Source organism: Mycobacterium sp. NGS68, from assembly GCF_059812195.1.
The window spans coordinates 88,683-105,843 of sequence record NZ_JCALCE010000003.1; the positions used below are offsets into that span (position 1 = coordinate 88,683).

Genomic DNA, 17,161 nt, shown 5'->3' on the forward strand with positions numbered 1-17,161 from the left:
GGGGGGATAACCCGGATAGATCGAAACTATCCTGTCATCGCCCGTTTGTGGGCCGACAACCAGGGCACACGCGCTTGCTACCGTGTGGCGACCGATCAACTCGCAGGCGGCGGAGGTTCGATGCCGGAATCACGACAGGCACCCCAGCAGTTCGTCGACAGCGCCGACGGCACGCGCATCGCGGTCTATGAAGAAGGCAACCCCGGGGGCCCGACGGTCGTGCTGGTGCACGGCTTTCCCGACTCGCACGTGCTGTGGGACGGGGTCGTCCCGCTGCTGACCGAACGCTTCCGCGTCATCCGCTACGACAACCGCGGCGTCGGCCTGTCGTCGGCGCCCAAACCCGTCAAGGCCTACACCACGGCACGGCACGCCGACGACTTCGCCGCCGTCACCGGCGAGCTGAGCCCAGGACAACCCGTGCACGTGCTGGCGCACGACTGGGGTTCGGCCAGCATGTGGGAGTACCTGAGCCGGCCCGGTGCCAGCGACCGGGTCGCGTCGTTCACGTCGGTCTCCGGCCCGTCGCAGGACTATCTGGTCGACTACATCTTCAGCGGCCTGAGGCAGCCGTGGCGCCCACGGCGTTTCGCGCGGTCCGTCGGCCAGGCGCTGCGGATGTACTACATGCTGTTGTTCTCGATTCCCCTGCTCGCGCCCCTGCTTCTGCGGGTGGCGCTGTCGCGGGCATCGGTGCGGCGCAACCTGGTGGACAACATCCCCGCAGACCAGATCCACCACTCCGACAAGCTGGCCGGCGACGCCGCCGGATCGGTGAAGGTGTACCCGGCCAACTACTTTCGTTCATTCTCTAAGAAGCGGCCGGTTCCGGTGGTCGACGTGCCGGTGCAGCTGATCGTCAACACCCTGGACAAGTACGTGCGGCCGTACGGGTACGACGAGACCGCGCGCTGGGTGCCGCGGCTGTGGCGCCGCGACATCCGCGCCGGACACTTCTCGCCGATGTCGCACCCGCAGGTGATGGCGGCGGCGGTGGGCGACATCGCCGACCTGATCGACGGCAAGCAGCCGAGTCGGGCGCTGCTGCGCGCCCAGGTGGGACGGCCGCGCGGATACTTCGGCGACACCCTGGTTTCGGTCACCGGCGCCGGCAGCGGCATCGGCCGCGAGACCGCATTCGCCTTCGCGCGCGAAGGCGCGGAGGTGGTGATCAGCGACATCGACGAGGCTTCCGTCAAGGAGACCGCGGCGCAGATCGCCGCGCGCGGCGGCACCGCGTACCCGTATGTCCTCGACGTGTCGGACGCCGACGCCGTGGAAGCCTTCGCCGAACGGGTCAGCGCCGAGCACGGCCTGCCCGACATCGTCGTCAACAACGCCGGAATCGGGCAGGCGGGCCGGTTCCTGGACACCCCGGCCGAGCAGTTCGATCGCGTGCTGGACGTCAATCTCGGCGGAATGGTCAACTGCTGCCGGTCATTTGCGCGGCGGCTGGTGGACCGTGGGACCGGCGGGTACATCGTCAACGTGTCGTCGATGGCGGCCTACGCGCCGCTGCAGTCGCTGAACGCCTACTGCACCTCCAAGGCGGCGACGTACATGTTCTCCGACTGCCTGCGCGCCGAGTTGGACTCTGCCGGCGTGATGCTGACGACGATCTGCCCCGGCGTCATCAACACCAACATCATCAGCAACACCCGCTTCGACGCGCCGGGCGGCAGACACGACGCCGTCGACGATCGCCGCGGGCAGCTGAACAAGATGTTCGGGTTGCGGCGCTACGGGCCGGACAAGGTGGCCGCCGCGATCGTGGCGTCGGTGAAGAAGAAGAAGCCGATTCGGCCGGTGGCGCCGGAAGCGTATGGACTGTACTTCGCGTCGCGGGTGCTGCCGCAGGGGCTGCGCAGTACCGCGCGGATGCGGGTGATCTAGCGTCAGACGCGCGCGGGCGAGGCGTCGGTGCGGCGGGACAGCAGCACCCCGCCGACCCCGACCATCCCGATGAGCACCAGCGGGATGGCCCAGGCGCGCCGGCCCGACAGCGACGACTCGCAGGTCGCCACGAAGTCGGTGTGCGGGATGACCTGGCGAAGGACCGGGATGTTGGCACCGTTTCTGTCGTTGGCGTTGCTGGCCGCGGAGAGATCGCTGGCGAACCCGTTGCCGCAGGCGACCGAACCGCCGCCGCTGTCGGATACGGAAACCGGCATCAGGAGCCCGATCACGCCCGCGAGCAGCAGCACGGCGCCCACGGTGATGATCACTCGTCGCGCAGTCATAGTTGGCCTCCCGTCGAATAACACCTGACGGGAGATTTGCCACAGCTCGGCTTGGCTAAACGCGGACCGGCGGCTCGGCCGTCCCTCAGCCGTTGCGCACGATGTCGTCGAGCACCGCGAACATGGTCCGCGTCGGCACGCCGGTGGCGCCCTTGGGCGTGTAACCCCACGGACCGCTGGTGTTGTACGCCGGGCCGGCCACGTCGATGTGCGCCCAGGACACCCCGTCGGCGACGAACTCGCGCAGGAACACCCCGGCTACCAGCATCCCGGCGAATCGCTGGCCGCTGATGTTGGACAGGTCGGCCACCGTCGACTTCAGGTCGTCCTTGAGCTCGTCGGGCAGCGGCATCGGCCAGCCGTTCTCGCCCACCCGCTGCGAGATCGCCGCCACGCGGTCGCGGAACTCGTCGCTGCCCATCACACCGGGGATGCGGGCGCCCAGCGCCACGGTCTGCGCCCCGGTCAGCGTGGACGTCTCGATCAGGTAGTCGGGGTTGTCCTCGCAGGCCCGCACGATCGCGTCGGCCAGGATCAGGCGGCCCTCGGCATCGGTGTTCTGCACCTCGACGGTGATGCCGCCGTACTGCGTCAGCACGTCGCCGGGGCGCTGCGCGGTGGACGACGGCATGTTCTCGGCCATCGGGACGGTGGCGATCACGTCGATCGGCAGCTCGAGTTGGGCGGCCAGCGCGACGGTCGCGACGACGGCGGCGGCCCCGCCCATGTCCGAGGTCATGTAGTGCATCGACGCCGCCGGCTTGATCGAGATGCCGCCGGTGTCGAACGTGACGCCTTTGCCGACCAGCGCCACCTTCTTGGCCTGCTTGGGGTTGCGGGCCAGGCGCGAACCCCGATGCGTCAGCCGCACCAGCCGCGGCGGCCGCGACGAGCCCTGGCCGACGCCGATCACCCCGCCGTAGCCGGCCTTGCGCAGCGCCTTTTCGTCGAGCACCTCGACCTCGAGGCCCACCGACTCGCCCAAGGCCTTTGCGCGCTTGGCGAATTCGTCGGGAAACAGATGACTCGGCGGGGTGTTGACCAGGTCGCGGGCGGTGGCCACCGCGGTTGCGACGGCCGCGCCGTGTGCTGTCTGCTTCTTGGCATCCTTCGACGCGGACAGCACGGTGATCTTGCGCAGCCCCTTGTCCTTGGGGGCCGTCTTCTTGCTGCGGAAGTCGTTGAAGCGGTACGCGCCCAGGATCAGCCCCTCCACGGCCGCCGAGCAGACGTCGTCGCCGGGCAGCGCGCCCAGCGTGGTGATGAGCGTTTCGGTGGTGCCCAGCGACCGGGCCGCCACGCCGGCGGCCCGACGGATGGTGTCCGACGGCCACTCCGTGCGCGGCTTGCCGAGCCCGACGGTCAGCACGCTGCTCACGGGCAGCGATCCCACGACCAGCCGGTGGACCTGTTCGCTGCCGCCGGAGGCGTCCAGCGCGCGCAGGCCGGCCTCGATCTCCGCCACTGCCTCGGCGGGCAGGGCCGGCTCCGTCGCGGCGATGACGGCGCCCGGCCGCTCGTCGGAGTCGTCAGATCCGGTCGAGACGACCGGCACCAGTAGGACCGAGGAACCCGCGACGCGTTTGGGCAGCGACGTGGCGACGGTGACGGTCGGTGATTGGTAGCCAGGTTCAGTGGTCACGGGCATTCACCCTAGTCGGGGCGGGCCGGCCGGGCCTGCGCAGCGTCGCCGCCGCGTAGTTCGAAGGCGGTGACCGGGGCGGCAAAACCCTTCAGCGTCAACGGGCCGTGCGGCAGGGCGACCCAGAGCGGCAATTGGGCATGCAGCTCCGCATCGGCCAGAATCTGGCCCGGTTCCGCGGCCGCCACCAGCCGCGCCGCCAGATTGACCGGGTTGCCGAAGTAGTCGCCGTTGATCGCCAGCACCGTGCCGTAGGACAAGCCGGCGCGGACCTGCAGCCCCTCCTCGCGGGCCTTGGGGTGCTCGACGAGGTCGACGGCCGCCCGCGCGAGCTGCTCGGGCGACGCGCACACCCACATCACCTCGTCGCCGATGAACTTCACCACCCGTCCGCCGTCGGCGTGCACCACGTCGGACACCGCGCCGGCGAACTCGTTGAGCAAGGCCGACAACTCCGCCGGGTTCAGCGCCTGGGTGAGCGCGGTGAAGCCGGACAGGTCCGCAAAACCGATGCCGCACACCACACTTGAGGTCGTGTCGCGGATGACGCCCTCGAAGTGGGTGCGGGCGCTGGACAGGTGATGTCGATGGACGACGTCGATCAGCGCGCCGATCCGGGGGACGAACTCCGCGACCGCGCGGTAGGCCTGCGCCGTGGCGAGCTCGTCGTGCGTGTGGGTCATCTGGATGTCCGGCGTCCCGGCGCGGATCATCGTCGACTCGGCCTCCGCGAGCCGCGCCATCGTGGCGCCCAGCACCCGCAGCAGCCCGAACGCCCCGTCCTCGCCCACCACCGTTTTCAGGGCCAGCCACGTCGCCAGCGCGTCGACGTCGGTCTGGCTCAGCACCGGGATGTCCGGACCGGCGACGGTCAGGCCGAGCAGCGCCCACGCGTGCGCGACCTCCCCGGGGGAGATGTCGAGCTGTTCGGCCGCGGTCGCCAGCGTGTAGATCGGGCGTCCCGACCATTGCAGGACGTCACCGGCCAGCCCGAACAACCTGCCGCGCTGCTCGGCTTCGACCATGTCCTCGACGGTGAAACCGAGTTCACCGAGGTACTTGATCAGGTCGGCGCGCTCCCGCGGGTTGGCGATACCGGCGTCCTCGAGCGCGTGGAAGTCCAGGTAATCGGACACCTACCCAAGTGTGCCAGCATCGCCCTCGCGATTAGGGTGGGACGCCGTGAGCGACCTACAGCACGGACCGCTGGACGACCGTCACCGCGCGCTGGGCGCGAGTTTCGCCGAGTTCGGCGGCTGGCTGATGCCGGTGTCCTACGCCGGCACCGTCAGCGAGCACAACGCGACCCGCAACGCCGTCGGCCTTTTCGACGTCAGCCACCTGGGCAAGGCGCTGGTCCGTGGGCCGGGTGCGGCGCAGTTCGTCAACTCGGCACTCACCAACGACCTGGGCCGCATTGGGCCGGGCAAGGCCCAATACACCTTGTGCTGCACCGAATCCGGCGGGGTGATCGACGACCTGATCGCCTACTACGTCGCCGACGACGAGATCTTCCTGGTGCCCAACGCCGCCAACACCGCCGCCGTCGTCGACGCGCTGCAGGCGGCAGCCGGCGCCGGGCTTTCGATCACCAACGAGCACCGGTCGTATGCGGTGCTGGCGGTGCAGGGGCCGCGCTCGACGGACGTGCTCGACGCGCTGGGCCTGCCGACCGGCATGGACTACATGGGCTACGCCGACGCCACCTACTCCGGGGTGCCGGTCCGCGTCTGCCGCACGGGTTACACCGGCGAGCACGGCTATGAGTTGCTGCCGCCGTGGGACACCGCCGGCGTGGTGTTCGACGCGCTGGTGGCCGCCGTGTCCGACGCGGGCGGCGAACCCGCCGGCCTGGGCGCCCGCGACACGCTGCGCACCGAGATGGGTTATCCGCTGCACGGGCACGAGCTTTCGCTCGACATCTCGCCGCTGCAGGCCCGCTGCGGCTGGGCGGTCGGCTGGAAGAAGGACGCGTTCTTCGGCCGCGACGCCCTGCTGGCCGAGAAGGAGGCGGGTCCGCGGCGGCTGCTGCGCGGGCTGCGGATGGTCGGTCGCGGGGTACTGCGCCAGGGGCTGACGGTGCTGGCCGGCGACTCGCCCGTCGGGGTCACCACGTCCGGCACGTTCTCGCCGACCCTGCAGGTCGGAATCGGGCTGGCGCTGATCGACACCGACGCCGGGATCGAGGACGGCCAGCAAATCACCGTCGACGTCCGCGGCCGTGCCGTCGAGTGCGAAGTGGTGCGTCCACCTTTCGTCGAGCTGAAGACCCGGTAGGCGAGGGGTTCGCATGGCAAAAAACCATTGGCCCACAGATATACAATCGGCGCCATGACCAGCGGCTCCCTCGAGTTCACGGTTACGCCCGCGTCAAATCCCGCGAGCGACGCCGAACGGGTCGCGATCCTGGCTGACCCCGGCTTCGGCAAATATCACACCGACCACATGGTGTCGATCGACTACGTGCAGGGAAAGGGTTGGCACAACGCCGAGGTCATCGGCTACGGCCCGATCGAGCTGGACCCGTCGGCGATCGTGCTGCACTACGCGCAGGAGGTGTTCGAGGGGCTCAAGGCCTACCGCTGGGCGGACGGCTCCGTCGTGTCGTTTCGTCCCGACGCCAACGCCGCCCGGTTGCGCTCGTCGGCCCGGCGGCTGGCGATGCCGGAGCTGCCTGCCGACCTGTTCCTCGAATCGCTGCGCCAGTTCATCGCCGTCGACAACGCCTGGGTGCCCAGGGCCGGCGGCGAGGAGGCGCTGTATCTGCGGCCGTTCATCATCGCCACCGAGCCGGGCCTGGGCGTGCGGCCCGCCAAGGAGTACCGCTACCTGTTGATCGGCTCGCCCGCCGGCGCCTACTTCAAGGGCGGCATCAACCCCGTCACCGTCTGGATCTCGACCGAATACGTGCGGGCCAGCCCGGGTGGCACCGGCGCGGCCAAGTTCGGCGGCAACTACGCCGCCTCGCTGCTGGCCCAGGCCGAAGCGGCCGAACACGACTGCGACCAGGTGGTGTGGCTGGACGGCGTCGAGCGCCGCTACGTCGAAGAGATGGGCGGGATGAACCTGTTCTTCGTGCTCGGCAGCGGTGGGACCGCACGGCTGGTCACGCCCGAGCTGTCGGGTTCGTTGCTGCCCGGTATCACCCGGGATTCGTTGCTGCAGTTGGCCATTGACGCCGGATTTTCGGTCGAGGAACGCAAGATCGACATCGACGAGTGGGAGAAGAAAGCCGCATCCGGCGAGATCACCGAGGTGTTCGCCTGCGGCACGGCCGCCGTCATCACGCCGGTGGCGCGGGTCAAGAACGGCGACAGCGAGTTCACCGTCGCCGACGGCCGGCCCGGAGAGGTGACGATGGCCCTGCGCGACACGCTGACCGGCATCCAACGGGGTTCGTTCTCCGACACCCACGGGTGGATGACGCGGCTGGGTTAAGGCGCGCCCACCGCAAGTCCGAGGGCGCTCACCGTCGTGGTCAGTTCGATCGCGGCACCCAGCACGTCGCCGGTGATCCCGCCGAACCTCCGCACGCAATGCGCCACCAACCCCGCGCCGCAGCCCACCGCCACCAGCACCGCGACGGGTCCCTGCCAGGGTCGCGGGCCGGCCAGCGCCGCGACGCCGGCGAGCACCGCGAGCCACGCCGCGACCACCGCCACCGGCTGCGTGGCGGCGACCCGCACGCCCAGGGCGCTGCCGTCGGCCGCGGGCACCGACCGCCGACACGCCAGCACCGCACCCACCCGGCCGGCAAACACCGCGACGACGATCGCGGCCGGACTCAGCCGGGCGAACACCAGCCCCTGCAGCAGGATCACCAGCACGACGGCCGCCACCCCGAACGGCCCCGTCGTCCCTTCGCGCATCACGGCGAGCGCCCGTGGCGGCGGCCCGTAGCAGCCCAGCCCGTCGGCCGTGTCGGCGACGCCGTCGATGTGCAGGCCGCGGGTGAGCAGCAGCAGCGCCGTCACTGCCAGCAGGCCCGACAGCGGGCTGGCCGGTCCGAATGCGTGCGCGGCGGCCCACGCGACACCCGCCGCGAGGCCGCCCAAGACGGCGCCTACCGCCGGCAGCGCCGTCATACCGCCGCGGCTCAGCGGTCCGGGCCGCCCCACGGGTATGACGGTCGCGAACGCGAAAGCCGCGGCCAGCGAACGGATCACGACGTCGGGGTAGTAGATATGCCGGCTTGCTCGAAGGTCGCCATGCCCGACAACGTGGCCACCGCGGCGCGCAGCACCGGCAGCGCCACCGCGGCGCCGGTGCCCTCGCCCAGCCGCATGCCGAGGTCCACGATCGGTTCCAGGTAGATCGACGTCAACGCCACACTGTGACCCGGTTCGGTCGAGCGGTGGCCCGCCTGCCACCACAGCCGCGCCCCGGGCGCCAGCCGCTCGGCGACCAGCGCGGCCGCCGTCACCGCCATCCCGTCCAGCACCAGCGGGGTGCGCCGGACGGCGGCCTGCGCGCAGAATCCTGCGATCGCGGCCAGGTCCGCGCCGCCGCAGCAGCGCAGCAAACCCATCGGGTCGCGCAGCACCGGCTGCGCCCGAAACAGCGCGTCGCGCACCGCGGCCGTCTTGCGGGCCCAGCCGGCGTCGTCGATCCCGGTTCCGAAGCCGACCACGGCCACCGGTTCGGTGTTCGTCAGCGCTGCCACCAGCACCGTCGCGGCCGTAGTGTTCCCGATGCCCATGTCGCCGGCGATCAGCAGGTCGGCGCCGGCATCCACCTCCTCGTCGGCGATCCGCTGGCCGGCCTCAATCGCGCGGACCGTCTCCTGCTCGGTCAGCGCGTCCTCGACCGCGATGTCGCCGCTGCCGCGGCGCACCTTGTGGGCGCCGATCTGCTCGGACAACGGATCGGCGTCCACCGCCAGGTCCGCGACCCGCACGGTCGCACCGGCGATACCGGCGAGCGCGTTGATCGCCGCGCCGCCGCCGTCGATGTTGGCGACCATCTGGGCGGTCACCTCCGGCGGATACGCCGACACCCCGGACCGCGCGACGCCGTGGTCCCCGGCGAACACCACCACCCGGGCGCGCTGGAAATCCCGTGGCGGACACTGGCTTTGGCACGACGCGATCCAGACGGCGAGCTCCTCGAGGCGGCCCAGCGCGCCCCTCGGCTTGGTCAGGATGTCCTCGCGGGCGCGGGCCGCTTCGGCGGCGTCCCAATCCGGCGGCTCTACTGGTGCGAACTTCATCAGGCTCCCGACGGCTTGATCGGCACGGCTTGCCCGGCCACCACCAACACCACCCGATCGCACAACGTGGCCACCCGCTGGTTGAGGCTACCCAGCTCGTCGGCGAACCGGCGCCCGGACGCGGTGGCGGGCACCACCGTCAACCCGACCTCCGGGCTGACCAGCACCAGCGTCGACCCGAACATGCCGACCGCGGCGAGCATGTCGTCGACCGTCGATTGAACCGAAGCGGCCGCCGAATCGTCGTTCCACGCGTGGTGGTGATCCAGTACGGCGGTCAACCATGCGCCGAGGTCGTCGAGCAGCGTGGGAACGCCCGGCGATTGCCGCAGGTGGGAGGCGATGTCGTCGGTTTCGACCGTCGACCAGTGCGCTGGCCGGCGGTCGCGGTGCGCGGCGACGCGGCGGGCCCAGGCGGCGTCGTCCTCGCCGCGCGGTCCCGGGGCCAGGTAACAGACCGGCTCCTCGGGTGGCAGCGCCTCAGCGATGGCTTCCTCGGCCCAGCGGGACTTGCCCGACCTGATCCCGCCGAGCACCAGGGTGCGCACCGGCCTCAGACGGCTTTCGGCGCACTCTTGGCCGACGTCCCGCTGTCAGCCGACATCGGCGCCGCGCTTGACCTGGGGCTTGGGCGCGCGGGTCCGGCGCAGCTGGGACGCTCGGCTGGCGGCGTAAATACCCAGCTTCCAATGGCTTTCGGTGTTGGTGGGAAACTTCTCGTCGACCATCCTGTTGACCTTGCGGCCAAGCAGGTAGCCGTCGATCCCCATCACCGCCATCAGCACCAGCATCGCCGGGGACATGTACAACTGCACCTTTGGAACGGCGAACATGATGAACAGCAAGAACAGCGCCGTCGGCATGAACAGGCCCAGCACGTTGCGCCGCGAATCCACGATGTCGCGCGCGTAGCGCCGGACCGGCCCCCTATCCCGCGGCAATAGGTAGGCCTCTTCGCCGGCCATCATGCGCTCGCGGCGATCGGTCATGCGGGCGCGGCTGGCGGTGCGCTCGGCCCGCCTTTCCTCGCGGCTGAGCTTGGGGCCGGCCAGCGTCTTGCGCCGGGCCCGCGCCTCGGCGGAAGTCATCGGCGCCGGTGCCACCGGGCCCTTCCGGTTGCCGCGCCGCGCGGCGTCGCGCTTGGGCGTGGGCCGGCCCTTGGGGTCGGTGGTACGTGACCCACGCGACGGTGCGCCGGCGGCGCCGGCTTCTTCGGCTTCAGTGGCCAGGGCGGCCAGCTCTTGGCCCTCGTCTTGGCCCTTCTTGCGGCCCAGCAGCTTCACAGTCGCCAGGTTACTTCCCGGGTCGGCAGGCCCCAAATGGCGCCGGGGAGAGCCCGTATCGTGCATCGCCAGTGTGTCGTGCCGCTTGGCCCTACTCTTACGGGGTAATGAACGGCTTCCCGTGAGCGACGACTCCATGGCGCCGGGCCCTGCCGGCGCCGAGCCGGCGCCCGGCCGTATTCAGCTGCCCGCCATGCGGGTCCTGGTGGCCCCGGATTGCTACGGCGACAGCCTTTCGGCGGTGCAGGCCGCCGCCGCCATCGCGACCGGCTGGACCAGGTCGCGACCGGGCGACCGGTTCATCGTCGCCCCACAGTCCGACGGGGGCCCCGGCTTCATCGAGGTGCTGGCCAAGCGGTTCGGCGAGTCGCGGCGGCTGCGGGTGTGCGGGCCGCTGGACGACCCCGTGGACGCCAACTGGGTGTTCGATCCCGAATCGTCCACCGCCTACCTGGAGTGCGCGCAGGCCTGCGGTCTGGCGCTGCTCGGCGGCCCGCCGACGCCGGAGACCGCGCTGGCGGCCCACAGCAGGGGAGTCGGGGAGCTTATCGCCGAGGCGCTGCGCGTCGGCGCGACCCGGATCGTGGTCGGCCTGGGCGGCAGCGCCTGCACCGACGGCGGGCGCGCGATGGTCGCCGAGCTCGGCGGACTGGACGCGGCGCGCCGCCAGCTCGACGCTGTGGAGCTGATCGCTGCGTCGGACGTCGAATATCCGCTGCTGGGGCCGTGGGGCGCCGCTCGGGTGTTCGGGCCGCAGAAGGGCGCGGACACCGCCACCGTGGCGGCGCTCGAGGTCCGGCTCGAGGCATGGGCGCTGGAGCTGGAGGACGTCGCCGGCCGCGACGTGAGCGCGGAGCCCGGCGCCGGCGCCGCGGGGGGAATCGGGGCCGGGTTGCTGGCGCTGGGCGGCCGGTGCGAGTCGGGAGCGGCGATCATCGCCGAGCACACCAACCTGGCCGACGACCTTGCCGACGCGGACATGATCGTCACCGGCGAGGGCCGGTTCGACGAGCAGTCCCTGCACGGGAAGGTGGTCGGGTCGCTCGCCGACGCCGCGATTCCGCTCGGAATTCCGGTGATCGTGCTGGCCGGACAGGTGGGCCTGGACAAATCCGCGTGCCGGGCGGCGGGCATCATGTCGGCGCTGTCTATCGCCGACTACGCGGGGTCGGTGCGGTTGGCGCAGGCCGACGCGGCCAATCAGCTGATGGGATTGGCATCACAGGTTGCGGCGCGACTCGGGAATAGCGGTCCAGCAAGGTACCGTTGATAGAGCGGGCTGTCGCCAGTGCGCACGTCGGAAAGCGCCGGGCGGACCCACCCAAACAAAGAGCCACGTAGGAGACGCAATGACGGTGCAGAACGAGTCAACCGCCAAGACCCACGGCGTGATTTTGACCGAGGCCGCTGCCGCCAAGGCCAAGGCCCTGCTGGACCAGGAGGGCCGCGACGACCTGTCGCTGCGCATCGCGGTCCAGCCGGGTGGCTGCGCGGGGTTGCGCTACAACCTCTTCTTCGACGACCGGGCGCTGGACGGCGACCTGACGGCGGAGTTCGGCGGCGTGAACCTGACGGTCGACCGGATGAGCGCGCCCTATGTGGAAGGCGCGTCCATCGACTTCGTGGACACCATCGAAAAGCAGGGCTTCACCATCGACAACCCCAACGCCACCGGCTCCTGCGCCTGCGGCGATTCGTTCAACTGATCTAGTACGGGCCCGCGTCGCGCGGGACGTAGGAACACACGAAGATCTGGCCGCGCTGGAATAGCAGCTGCGCCACGCCCTGCACGTCGCCGGTCATCATGCCGCTGGGTGCCGACGCCGTCCGCATGGTGAACAACGCCTGGGCCTGGTACTGCGACAGGTAGACAATCTTGTCGACCGACGTCACCTCGACCCGCGAGAACTGTTTGCGGAACGCGTCGCTGGTCGCCCGGGCCAGGGCCTGGTCGGACCGGTGGTCGCGCACCCCGTCGTAAATGCCGCAGAGCGCGTTGCGCGCGACAGTCTCCACGTCACGGCGCACCAGGGCGTCGAAATAGCCCTGAACCGCCGTCTTGACCGCGCCTTCCGAGAGCGTGGCGCCGGTGTTGGCGCCGTTGGTGCGGACCCCGTACACGATGGCGGCCGTCATCGCGGTGACCAGCGCGGCGACCACCAGCAGGCCGATGATCAGCCGCTTGGACCGCCGCGGCGACGGCTGCCCGGGCGCCGACGGCGGCTCCTCGGGGTAGTTGACGGCAGGCGGCGCCGCGCCGTCCGGCGGGTTGCTGGCGAAGGCGGGCTGGGTCGCGATGAACTGCGGGGAGCCGGGCCCGGCTGGTCCGTCAGCGCCGACAATGGGGTTCGGCGGTTGCGGACCTGCCATCGACATCTCCTACGGTGGTGGATAGGGCGCGCGGCTGGCCCCCCGAGGCTTCCGAGCTTCCTAGGCAGGCTAGCGCACGACGGTGACCCCGCCCCCAGACGCGGGGTTGGATGCCGGCCTGGCGTCCGTGTCGGACGCACCGTCGCGGACGAGGCGCCCGATAACCGCCGGTAGGATAGGCAGCCTTACTAATGAAGGGTGATTTTTCGTGACGATCGCGGTGACTGGTTCGATTGCGACCGACCATCTGATGCGGTTCCCCGGCCGCTTCTCCGAGCAGCTGCTGGCCGACCACCTGCAGAAGGTCTCGCTCAGCTTCCTGGTCGATGACCTGGTGATTCATCGCGGCGGCGTGGCCGGCAACATCGCCTTCGCCATTGGCGTACTGGGCGGGGACGTCGCGTTGGTCGGCGCGGCCGGCGACGACTTCGGCGACTACCGCAACTGGCTGCAGGCCCACAACGTCAACTGCGACAACGTGTTGGTGTCCAAGACCGCGCACACGGCGCGCTTCGTCTGCACCACCGACGTGGACATGGCCCAGATCGCGTCGTTCTACCCGGGCGCCATGTCGGAGGCCCGCGACATTTCGCTGGCAGACGTGGTGTCGTCCATCGGCAAGCCCGAGCTGGTGATCATCGGGGCCAACGATCCCGCGGCCATGATCGTGCACACCGACGAGTGCCGGAAGCTCGGCCTGCCGTTTGCCGCCGACCCGTCCCAGCAGCTGGCGCGGCTGTCGGGGGAGGAGATCAGCAAGCTGATCGACGGCGCCAGCTACCTGTTCACCAACGACTACGAGTGGGACCTGCTGCTGTCCAAGACCGGCTGGTCGGAGGCCGACGTGATGGCCCAGGTCGACCTGCGCGTGACGACGCTGGGTGCCAAGGGCGTCGACGTCGTCGAGCGCGACGGCAGCAGCATCCACGTCGGCGTGGTCCCGGAGACCAGCCAGACCGACCCCACCGGCGTCGGCGACGCTTTCCGGGCCGGCTTCCTGACCGGACGCAGCGCCGGGTTGAGCCTGGAGCGTTCGGCGCAGCTGGGCTCGCTGGTGGCCGTGCTGGTGCTGGAATCGACCGGGACGCAGGAGTGGGAGTGGAACCACGAGGCCGCGACCACCCGGCTCGCGGGCGCGTTCGGCGACGACGCCGCCACCGAGATCGCCGCGGTGCTGGCTTAGTAGCGCGAGTTATAACTCGACCGGGTACTCCGGCTCGCTGATCTGCGGGACGACGTTGTGTTCGATAAAGATCGCGTGCCACAGCATGAAGATCAGCAACGTCCACAGGCGACGGCTGTGATCGGTGACACCGGATCGGTGCTCGTCGAGCATTCGGCGCACCGCGGGCAGGTCGACGAGGTAATTCGCCTGCGACGAGTCGACCATCGCGTACGCCCACTCCAGCAGCTCGCCCGCGCGCAGCCAGTGCCGGATCGGCACCGGGAAACCTAACTTCGGCCGGTGCAGGACGTGCGCCGGCACGATCGGTTCCAGCGCCCGTCGCAGCGCGTACTTGGTGGTGGTACGGGTGATCTTGGCCGTGACGGGCAACCGCGACGCCACCGCGAACACCTCGGGATCCAGGAACGGCACCCGCAGCTCCAGCGAGTTGGCCATCGTCATCTTGTCGGCCTTGACCAGGATGTCGCCCCGCAGCCAGGTGAACAGGTCGATGTGCTGCATGCGGGCCACCGGGTCCCAGCCGGCCGATTCCGCGTACACCGACGCGGTCACATCGGTGTGCGTCCAGTCGTCGCGGAACTCCGGTAGCACGTCGCGCAGTTGCACGTCGGAGAAACTGCGGGCGTTGCCGTAGTAGCGCTCCTCGAGCGTCAGCGACCCACGGTGCAGCAGACTCTTGCCCCGCATGCCGTCCGGCAGCGGCTTGGACGCCTTGCCCATCGACCGTCGCAGCCCCCGTGGCAGGTAGTCGAACGGCTTCAGCGACAGCGGCTCCCGGTAGATCGTGTAGCCGCCGAACAGCTCGTCGGCGCCTTCGCCCGACAACACCACCTTGACGTGCTTGCGCGCCTCGCGAGCCACGAAGAACAGCGGCACCAGCGCCGGGTCGGCGACGGGTTCGTCGAGATACCAGACGATTTCGGGCAGCGCGGCGACGAACTCGTCGGGCTTGACCACCTTCGCGATGTGTCGCGCGCCGATCGCTTCGGCCGAGGCCACCGCGACGTCGATCTCTGAAAAGCCCTCCCGCTCGAAACCCGTCGTGAACGTGATCAGTCGCGGGTTGTGCCGGATGGCCAGCGCCGCGATGGCCGTCGAGTCGATCCCTCCGGACAAAAACGCGCCGACGGTGACGTCGGCCCGCATGTGCTTGGCCACCGAGTCCTCGAGGACCGCGGTGATCTCGTCGTAGCGGGCCTGCTCGGTGTCGCGGGTGAACGGCACGGCGGCGAACCGCGGCACGAAGTAGCGGGTGATCTCCGGGGCCGCGCCGGGCCGAATCCGCGCGTAGCAGCCCGACTCCAAACGGCGCACCCCGCGATGCAACGTCTCGGGCTCCGGCACGTACTGCAGGACGGTGTAGTGCTGCACGGCCCGCAGGTCGATCCCGGTGTCGAACCCGACCAGCTCCGCGAGATCCAGCAGGCATTTCTTCTCGCTGGCCACCGCGGTGCCCCCGGTGCCGGTCGCCATGAACAGCGGCTTGATGCCGAACGGGTCGCGGGCGCAAAACAATTCGTGGATGACGGTGTCCCACAGCGCGAACGCGAACATGCCGCGCAGCCGCTTGACCACGTCGGTGCCCCAGTAGTGGTAGCCCGCGACGATCGCCTCGCCGTCGCCATCGGTGGCGAAGACGGCCCCGTGCTCGGCGCGCATCTGCTCACGCAGCTCGAGGTAGTTGTAGATCTCGCCGTTGAACACCAGCACGTAGCGGTCGGGGGTTTCCGGCGGCCCCCAGCGCAGCGGCTGGTGTGAGTGCGCGATGTCGATGATGGACAGCCGGTTGAATCCGAACACGACGCTGCCGTCGGCACCGGGGTCCACCCAGGTGCCCGGCTCGTCGGGCCCGCGGTGCCGCATCAAGTGCGACGCGTCGGCGATGGCGCTGTCGGCCCCGGCGGCGTCAGGGCCGTCCGAATCGGCCGGATCCGCGACGAAGGCCAACAGTCCACACACGGCGCCCCAGTATGCCGCACCCGGGGTGTGAATCGCCTGTCGAGTGCCTCTTGTGGGGGCGTTATGCCCACACATCGTCGCCCTCTGGGGCGGCGTGGTCTACGCTGCGTAGTATTCGAATCCGAGTTAGCCGTCGGTTCCGTCGGCCCAGCTTGTGATACAGGAGGCGCCAACGTGACACGTCGCGAGCTCGGCCGTTCGCAATGCTTGTCGCAGGGTAGGTTTCAGCGCCGTTCCGGAGGCGCCGCGGGGCACAGAGTCCGTCGTCTGGCGCTCGTCGGGGCGTTGGGCATGCTGGCCGTCACGCTCAGCGGCTGCAGCTGGGAAGACGCGATGGCAATGGGGTGGCCGAAGGGCATCACCCCGGAGGCGCACGTCAACCGCGAGCTGTGGATCGGCGCGGTGATCGCCTCGCTGGTCGTCGGCGGCATCGTGTGGGGCCTCATCTTCTGGACGGCCACCTTCCACCGCAAGAAGGCCGACGGCCCGGAGTTCCCGCGGCAGTTCGGCTACAACATGCCGCTGGAGCTGGTGCTCACCGTGACGCCGTTCCTGATCATCTCGGTGTTGTTCTATTTCACCGTGGTGGTGCAGGAGAAGATGCTGCATCTGGCCGACAACCCCGAGGTGGTCATCGACGTCACGGCCTTCCAGTGGAACTGGAAGTTCGGCTATCAGCGGGTCAACTTGAAGGACGGCTCGCCGAAGTACGAGGGCGCCGACCCGAAGAAGAAAGAGGCGATGCTCTCCAAGCCGGAAGGCAAGGACGCGCACGGTGAGGAGCGCGTCGGGCCGATCCGCGGGTTCAACACTGAGGACCGGCGTTACCTTAACTTCGACGAGGTCGAGACGCTGGGCACCGCCACCGAGATCCCGGTGCTGGTGCTGCCCGTGCACACCCGCATCGAGTTCCAGCTGAATTCGGCCGACGTTATTCACGCGTTCTGGGTGCCGGAGTTCCTGTTCAAGCGCGACGTGATGCCCAACCCTGAGGCGAACAACTCCGTCAACCGCTTCCAGGTCGAGGAGATCACCAAGACCGGCCCGTTCGTCGGGCACTGCGCCGAGATGTGCGGCACCTACCACTCGATGATGAATTTCGAGGTGCGGGTCGTCGAGATCGACAAGTTCAAGACCTACCTGCAGCAGCGGCGCGACGGCAAGACCAACGCCGAGGCCTTGCGGGCGATCAACGAAGAGCCGTTCGCCCAGACCACCCATCCGTTCGACACGCGCCGCGGCCAGCTGGCCCCGAGTCCAGTGGGTTAGGAC

The 17,161-nt window shown here is 69.8% G+C and carries 16 protein-coding genes; 7 read left to right on the top strand and 9 right to left on the bottom strand.

Annotation, left to right across the window (positions count from 1 at the left end; all coding sequences use genetic code 11):
• Positions 1 to 120 precede the first annotated feature (120 nt).
• Positions 121 to 1,893, top strand: a complete 1,773-nt coding sequence (locus tag AC5Y5V_RS05225; RefSeq protein ID WP_499931687.1) for an SDR family oxidoreductase — start codon at positions 121 to 123, stop codon at positions 1,891 to 1,893.
• A gap of 2 nt (positions 1,894 to 1,895) precedes the next feature.
• On the opposite strand, the gene AC5Y5V_RS05230 is transcribed toward AC5Y5V_RS05225, so the two are convergent.
• The 3 genes from AC5Y5V_RS05230 to AC5Y5V_RS05240 form a co-directional block, all read right to left on the bottom strand.
• The gene (locus AC5Y5V_RS05230; RefSeq protein ID WP_499931689.1) at positions 1,896 to 2,240 is read right to left on the bottom strand and encodes an aminopeptidase; all 345 of its coding nucleotides are present in this window, start codon (positions 2,238 to 2,240) and stop codon (positions 1,896 to 1,898) included.
• An 85-nt stretch (positions 2,241 to 2,325) separates the two neighbouring features.
• Positions 2,326 to 3,882 carry a leucyl aminopeptidase gene (locus AC5Y5V_RS05235; protein ID WP_499931690.1) on the bottom strand — a complete coding sequence of 519 codons (1,557 nt, stop codon included), beginning with the start codon at positions 3,880 to 3,882 and terminating at the stop codon, positions 2,326 to 2,328.
• Positions 3,883 to 3,893: 11 nt separating this feature from the next.
• A complete protein-coding gene (locus AC5Y5V_RS05240) occupies positions 3,894 to 5,018 on the bottom strand; it encodes an adenylate/guanylate cyclase domain-containing protein (protein ID WP_499931692.1) in 1,125 nt (374 codons plus the stop codon).
• A 46-nt stretch (positions 5,019 to 5,064) separates the two neighbouring features.
• Here AC5Y5V_RS05240 and gcvT point away from each other — a divergent pair, with 46 nt between their 5' ends.
• Both gcvT and AC5Y5V_RS05250 read left to right on the top strand, forming a co-directional pair.
• Complete coding sequence (gene gcvT, locus AC5Y5V_RS05245; RefSeq protein WP_499931694.1) at positions 5,065 to 6,159, top strand: glycine cleavage system aminomethyltransferase GcvT; 1,095 nt, start codon at positions 5,065 to 5,067, stop codon at positions 6,157 to 6,159.
• Between the two features lie 54 nt (positions 6,160 to 6,213).
• Positions 6,214 to 7,320, top strand: coding sequence for a branched-chain amino acid aminotransferase (locus tag AC5Y5V_RS05250; RefSeq protein ID WP_499931695.1), 1,107 nt, complete (start codon positions 6,214 to 6,216; stop codon positions 7,318 to 7,320).
• On the opposite strand, the gene AC5Y5V_RS05255 is transcribed toward AC5Y5V_RS05250, so the two are convergent.
• The 4 genes from AC5Y5V_RS05255 to AC5Y5V_RS05270 are packed head-to-tail and all read right to left on the bottom strand — an operon-like array spanning position 7,317 to position 10,329.
• Positions 7,317 to 8,048 (bottom strand): adenosylcobinamide-GDP ribazoletransferase, encoded by a 732-nt coding sequence (locus tag AC5Y5V_RS05255; protein WP_499931697.1) that lies wholly within the window; start codon positions 8,046 to 8,048, stop codon positions 7,317 to 7,319. The two genes, AC5Y5V_RS05250 and AC5Y5V_RS05255, sit on opposite strands and share 4 nt — an antisense overlap.
• Positions 8,045 to 9,094: a nicotinate-nucleotide--dimethylbenzimidazole phosphoribosyltransferase gene (gene cobT / locus AC5Y5V_RS05260; RefSeq protein WP_499931945.1), complete on the bottom strand. Its 1,050-nt coding sequence runs from the start codon at positions 9,092 to 9,094 to the stop codon at positions 8,045 to 8,047. The genes AC5Y5V_RS05255 and cobT overlap by 4 nt, the downstream gene beginning before the upstream one ends.
• Complete coding sequence (locus AC5Y5V_RS05265; RefSeq protein WP_499931699.1) at positions 9,091 to 9,639, bottom strand: bifunctional adenosylcobinamide kinase/adenosylcobinamide-phosphate guanylyltransferase; 549 nt, start codon at positions 9,637 to 9,639, stop codon at positions 9,091 to 9,093. The genes cobT and AC5Y5V_RS05265 overlap by 4 nt, the downstream gene beginning before the upstream one ends.
• 45 nt (positions 9,640 to 9,684) lie before the next feature.
• Positions 9,685 to 10,329: a DUF3043 domain-containing protein gene (locus tag AC5Y5V_RS05270; RefSeq protein WP_499931947.1), complete on the bottom strand. Its 645-nt coding sequence runs from the start codon at positions 10,327 to 10,329 to the stop codon at positions 9,685 to 9,687.
• 238 nt (positions 10,330 to 10,567) lie between these two features.
• On the opposite strand from AC5Y5V_RS05270, the gene AC5Y5V_RS05275 reads away from it, so the two are divergent.
• Positions 10,568 to 11,644, top strand: coding sequence for a glycerate kinase family protein (locus AC5Y5V_RS05275; protein WP_499931948.1), 1,077 nt, complete (start codon positions 10,568 to 10,570; stop codon positions 11,642 to 11,644).
• A 79-nt stretch (positions 11,645 to 11,723) separates the two neighbouring features.
• Positions 11,724 to 12,080, top strand: a complete 357-nt coding sequence (locus AC5Y5V_RS05280) for an iron-sulfur cluster assembly accessory protein (protein WP_499931701.1) — start codon at positions 11,724 to 11,726, stop codon at positions 12,078 to 12,080.
• 1 nt (position 12,081) lies between these two features.
• On the opposite strand, the gene AC5Y5V_RS05285 is transcribed toward AC5Y5V_RS05280, so the two are convergent.
• On the bottom strand, positions 12,082 to 12,744 hold the full coding sequence (locus AC5Y5V_RS05285; RefSeq protein ID WP_499931702.1) for an Rv0361 family membrane protein: 663 nt from the start codon (positions 12,742 to 12,744) through the stop codon (positions 12,082 to 12,084).
• A gap of 208 nt (positions 12,745 to 12,952) precedes the next feature.
• Here AC5Y5V_RS05285 and AC5Y5V_RS05290 point away from each other — a divergent pair, with 208 nt between their 5' ends.
• Complete coding sequence (locus AC5Y5V_RS05290) at positions 12,953 to 13,927, top strand: carbohydrate kinase family protein (RefSeq protein WP_499931704.1); 975 nt, start codon at positions 12,953 to 12,955, stop codon at positions 13,925 to 13,927.
• A gap of 9 nt (positions 13,928 to 13,936) precedes the next feature.
• Here the strand turns inward: AC5Y5V_RS05290 and asnB are convergent, their stop codons facing one another.
• Complete coding sequence (gene asnB / locus AC5Y5V_RS05295) at positions 13,937 to 15,889, bottom strand: asparagine synthase (glutamine-hydrolyzing) (RefSeq protein WP_499931706.1); 1,953 nt, start codon at positions 15,887 to 15,889, stop codon at positions 13,937 to 13,939.
• A gap of 174 nt (positions 15,890 to 16,063) precedes the next feature.
• Here asnB and ctaC point away from each other — a divergent pair, with 174 nt between their 5' ends.
• Positions 16,064 to 17,158: an aa3-type cytochrome oxidase subunit II gene (gene ctaC / locus AC5Y5V_RS05300; RefSeq protein ID WP_499931708.1), complete on the top strand. Its 1,095-nt coding sequence runs from the start codon at positions 16,064 to 16,066 to the stop codon at positions 17,156 to 17,158.
• The last annotated feature ends 3 nt before the right edge of the window (positions 17,159 to 17,161 follow it).

Bases quoted from the DNA above. Each gene is read 5' to 3' on its own strand.
- AC5Y5V_RS05285 (WP_499931702.1), bottom strand. From the start codon at position 12,744: ATGGCAGGTCCGCAACCGCCGAACCCCATTGTCGGCGCTGACGGACCA.
- AC5Y5V_RS05275 (WP_499931948.1), top strand. From the start codon at position 10,568: ATGCGGGTCCTGGTGGCCCCGGATTGCTACGGCGACAGCCTTTCGGCG.
- AC5Y5V_RS05250 (WP_499931695.1), top strand. From the start codon at position 6,214: ATGACCAGCGGCTCCCTCGAGTTCACGGTTACGCCCGCGTCAAATCCC.
- AC5Y5V_RS05280 (WP_499931701.1), top strand. From the start codon at position 11,724: ATGACGGTGCAGAACGAGTCAACCGCCAAGACCCACGGCGTGATTTTG.
- AC5Y5V_RS05225 (WP_499931687.1), top strand. From the start codon at position 121: ATGCCGGAATCACGACAGGCACCCCAGCAGTTCGTCGACAGCGCCGAC.
- AC5Y5V_RS05230 (WP_499931689.1), bottom strand. From the start codon at position 2,240: ATGACTGCGCGACGAGTGATCATCACCGTGGGCGCCGTGCTGCTGCTC.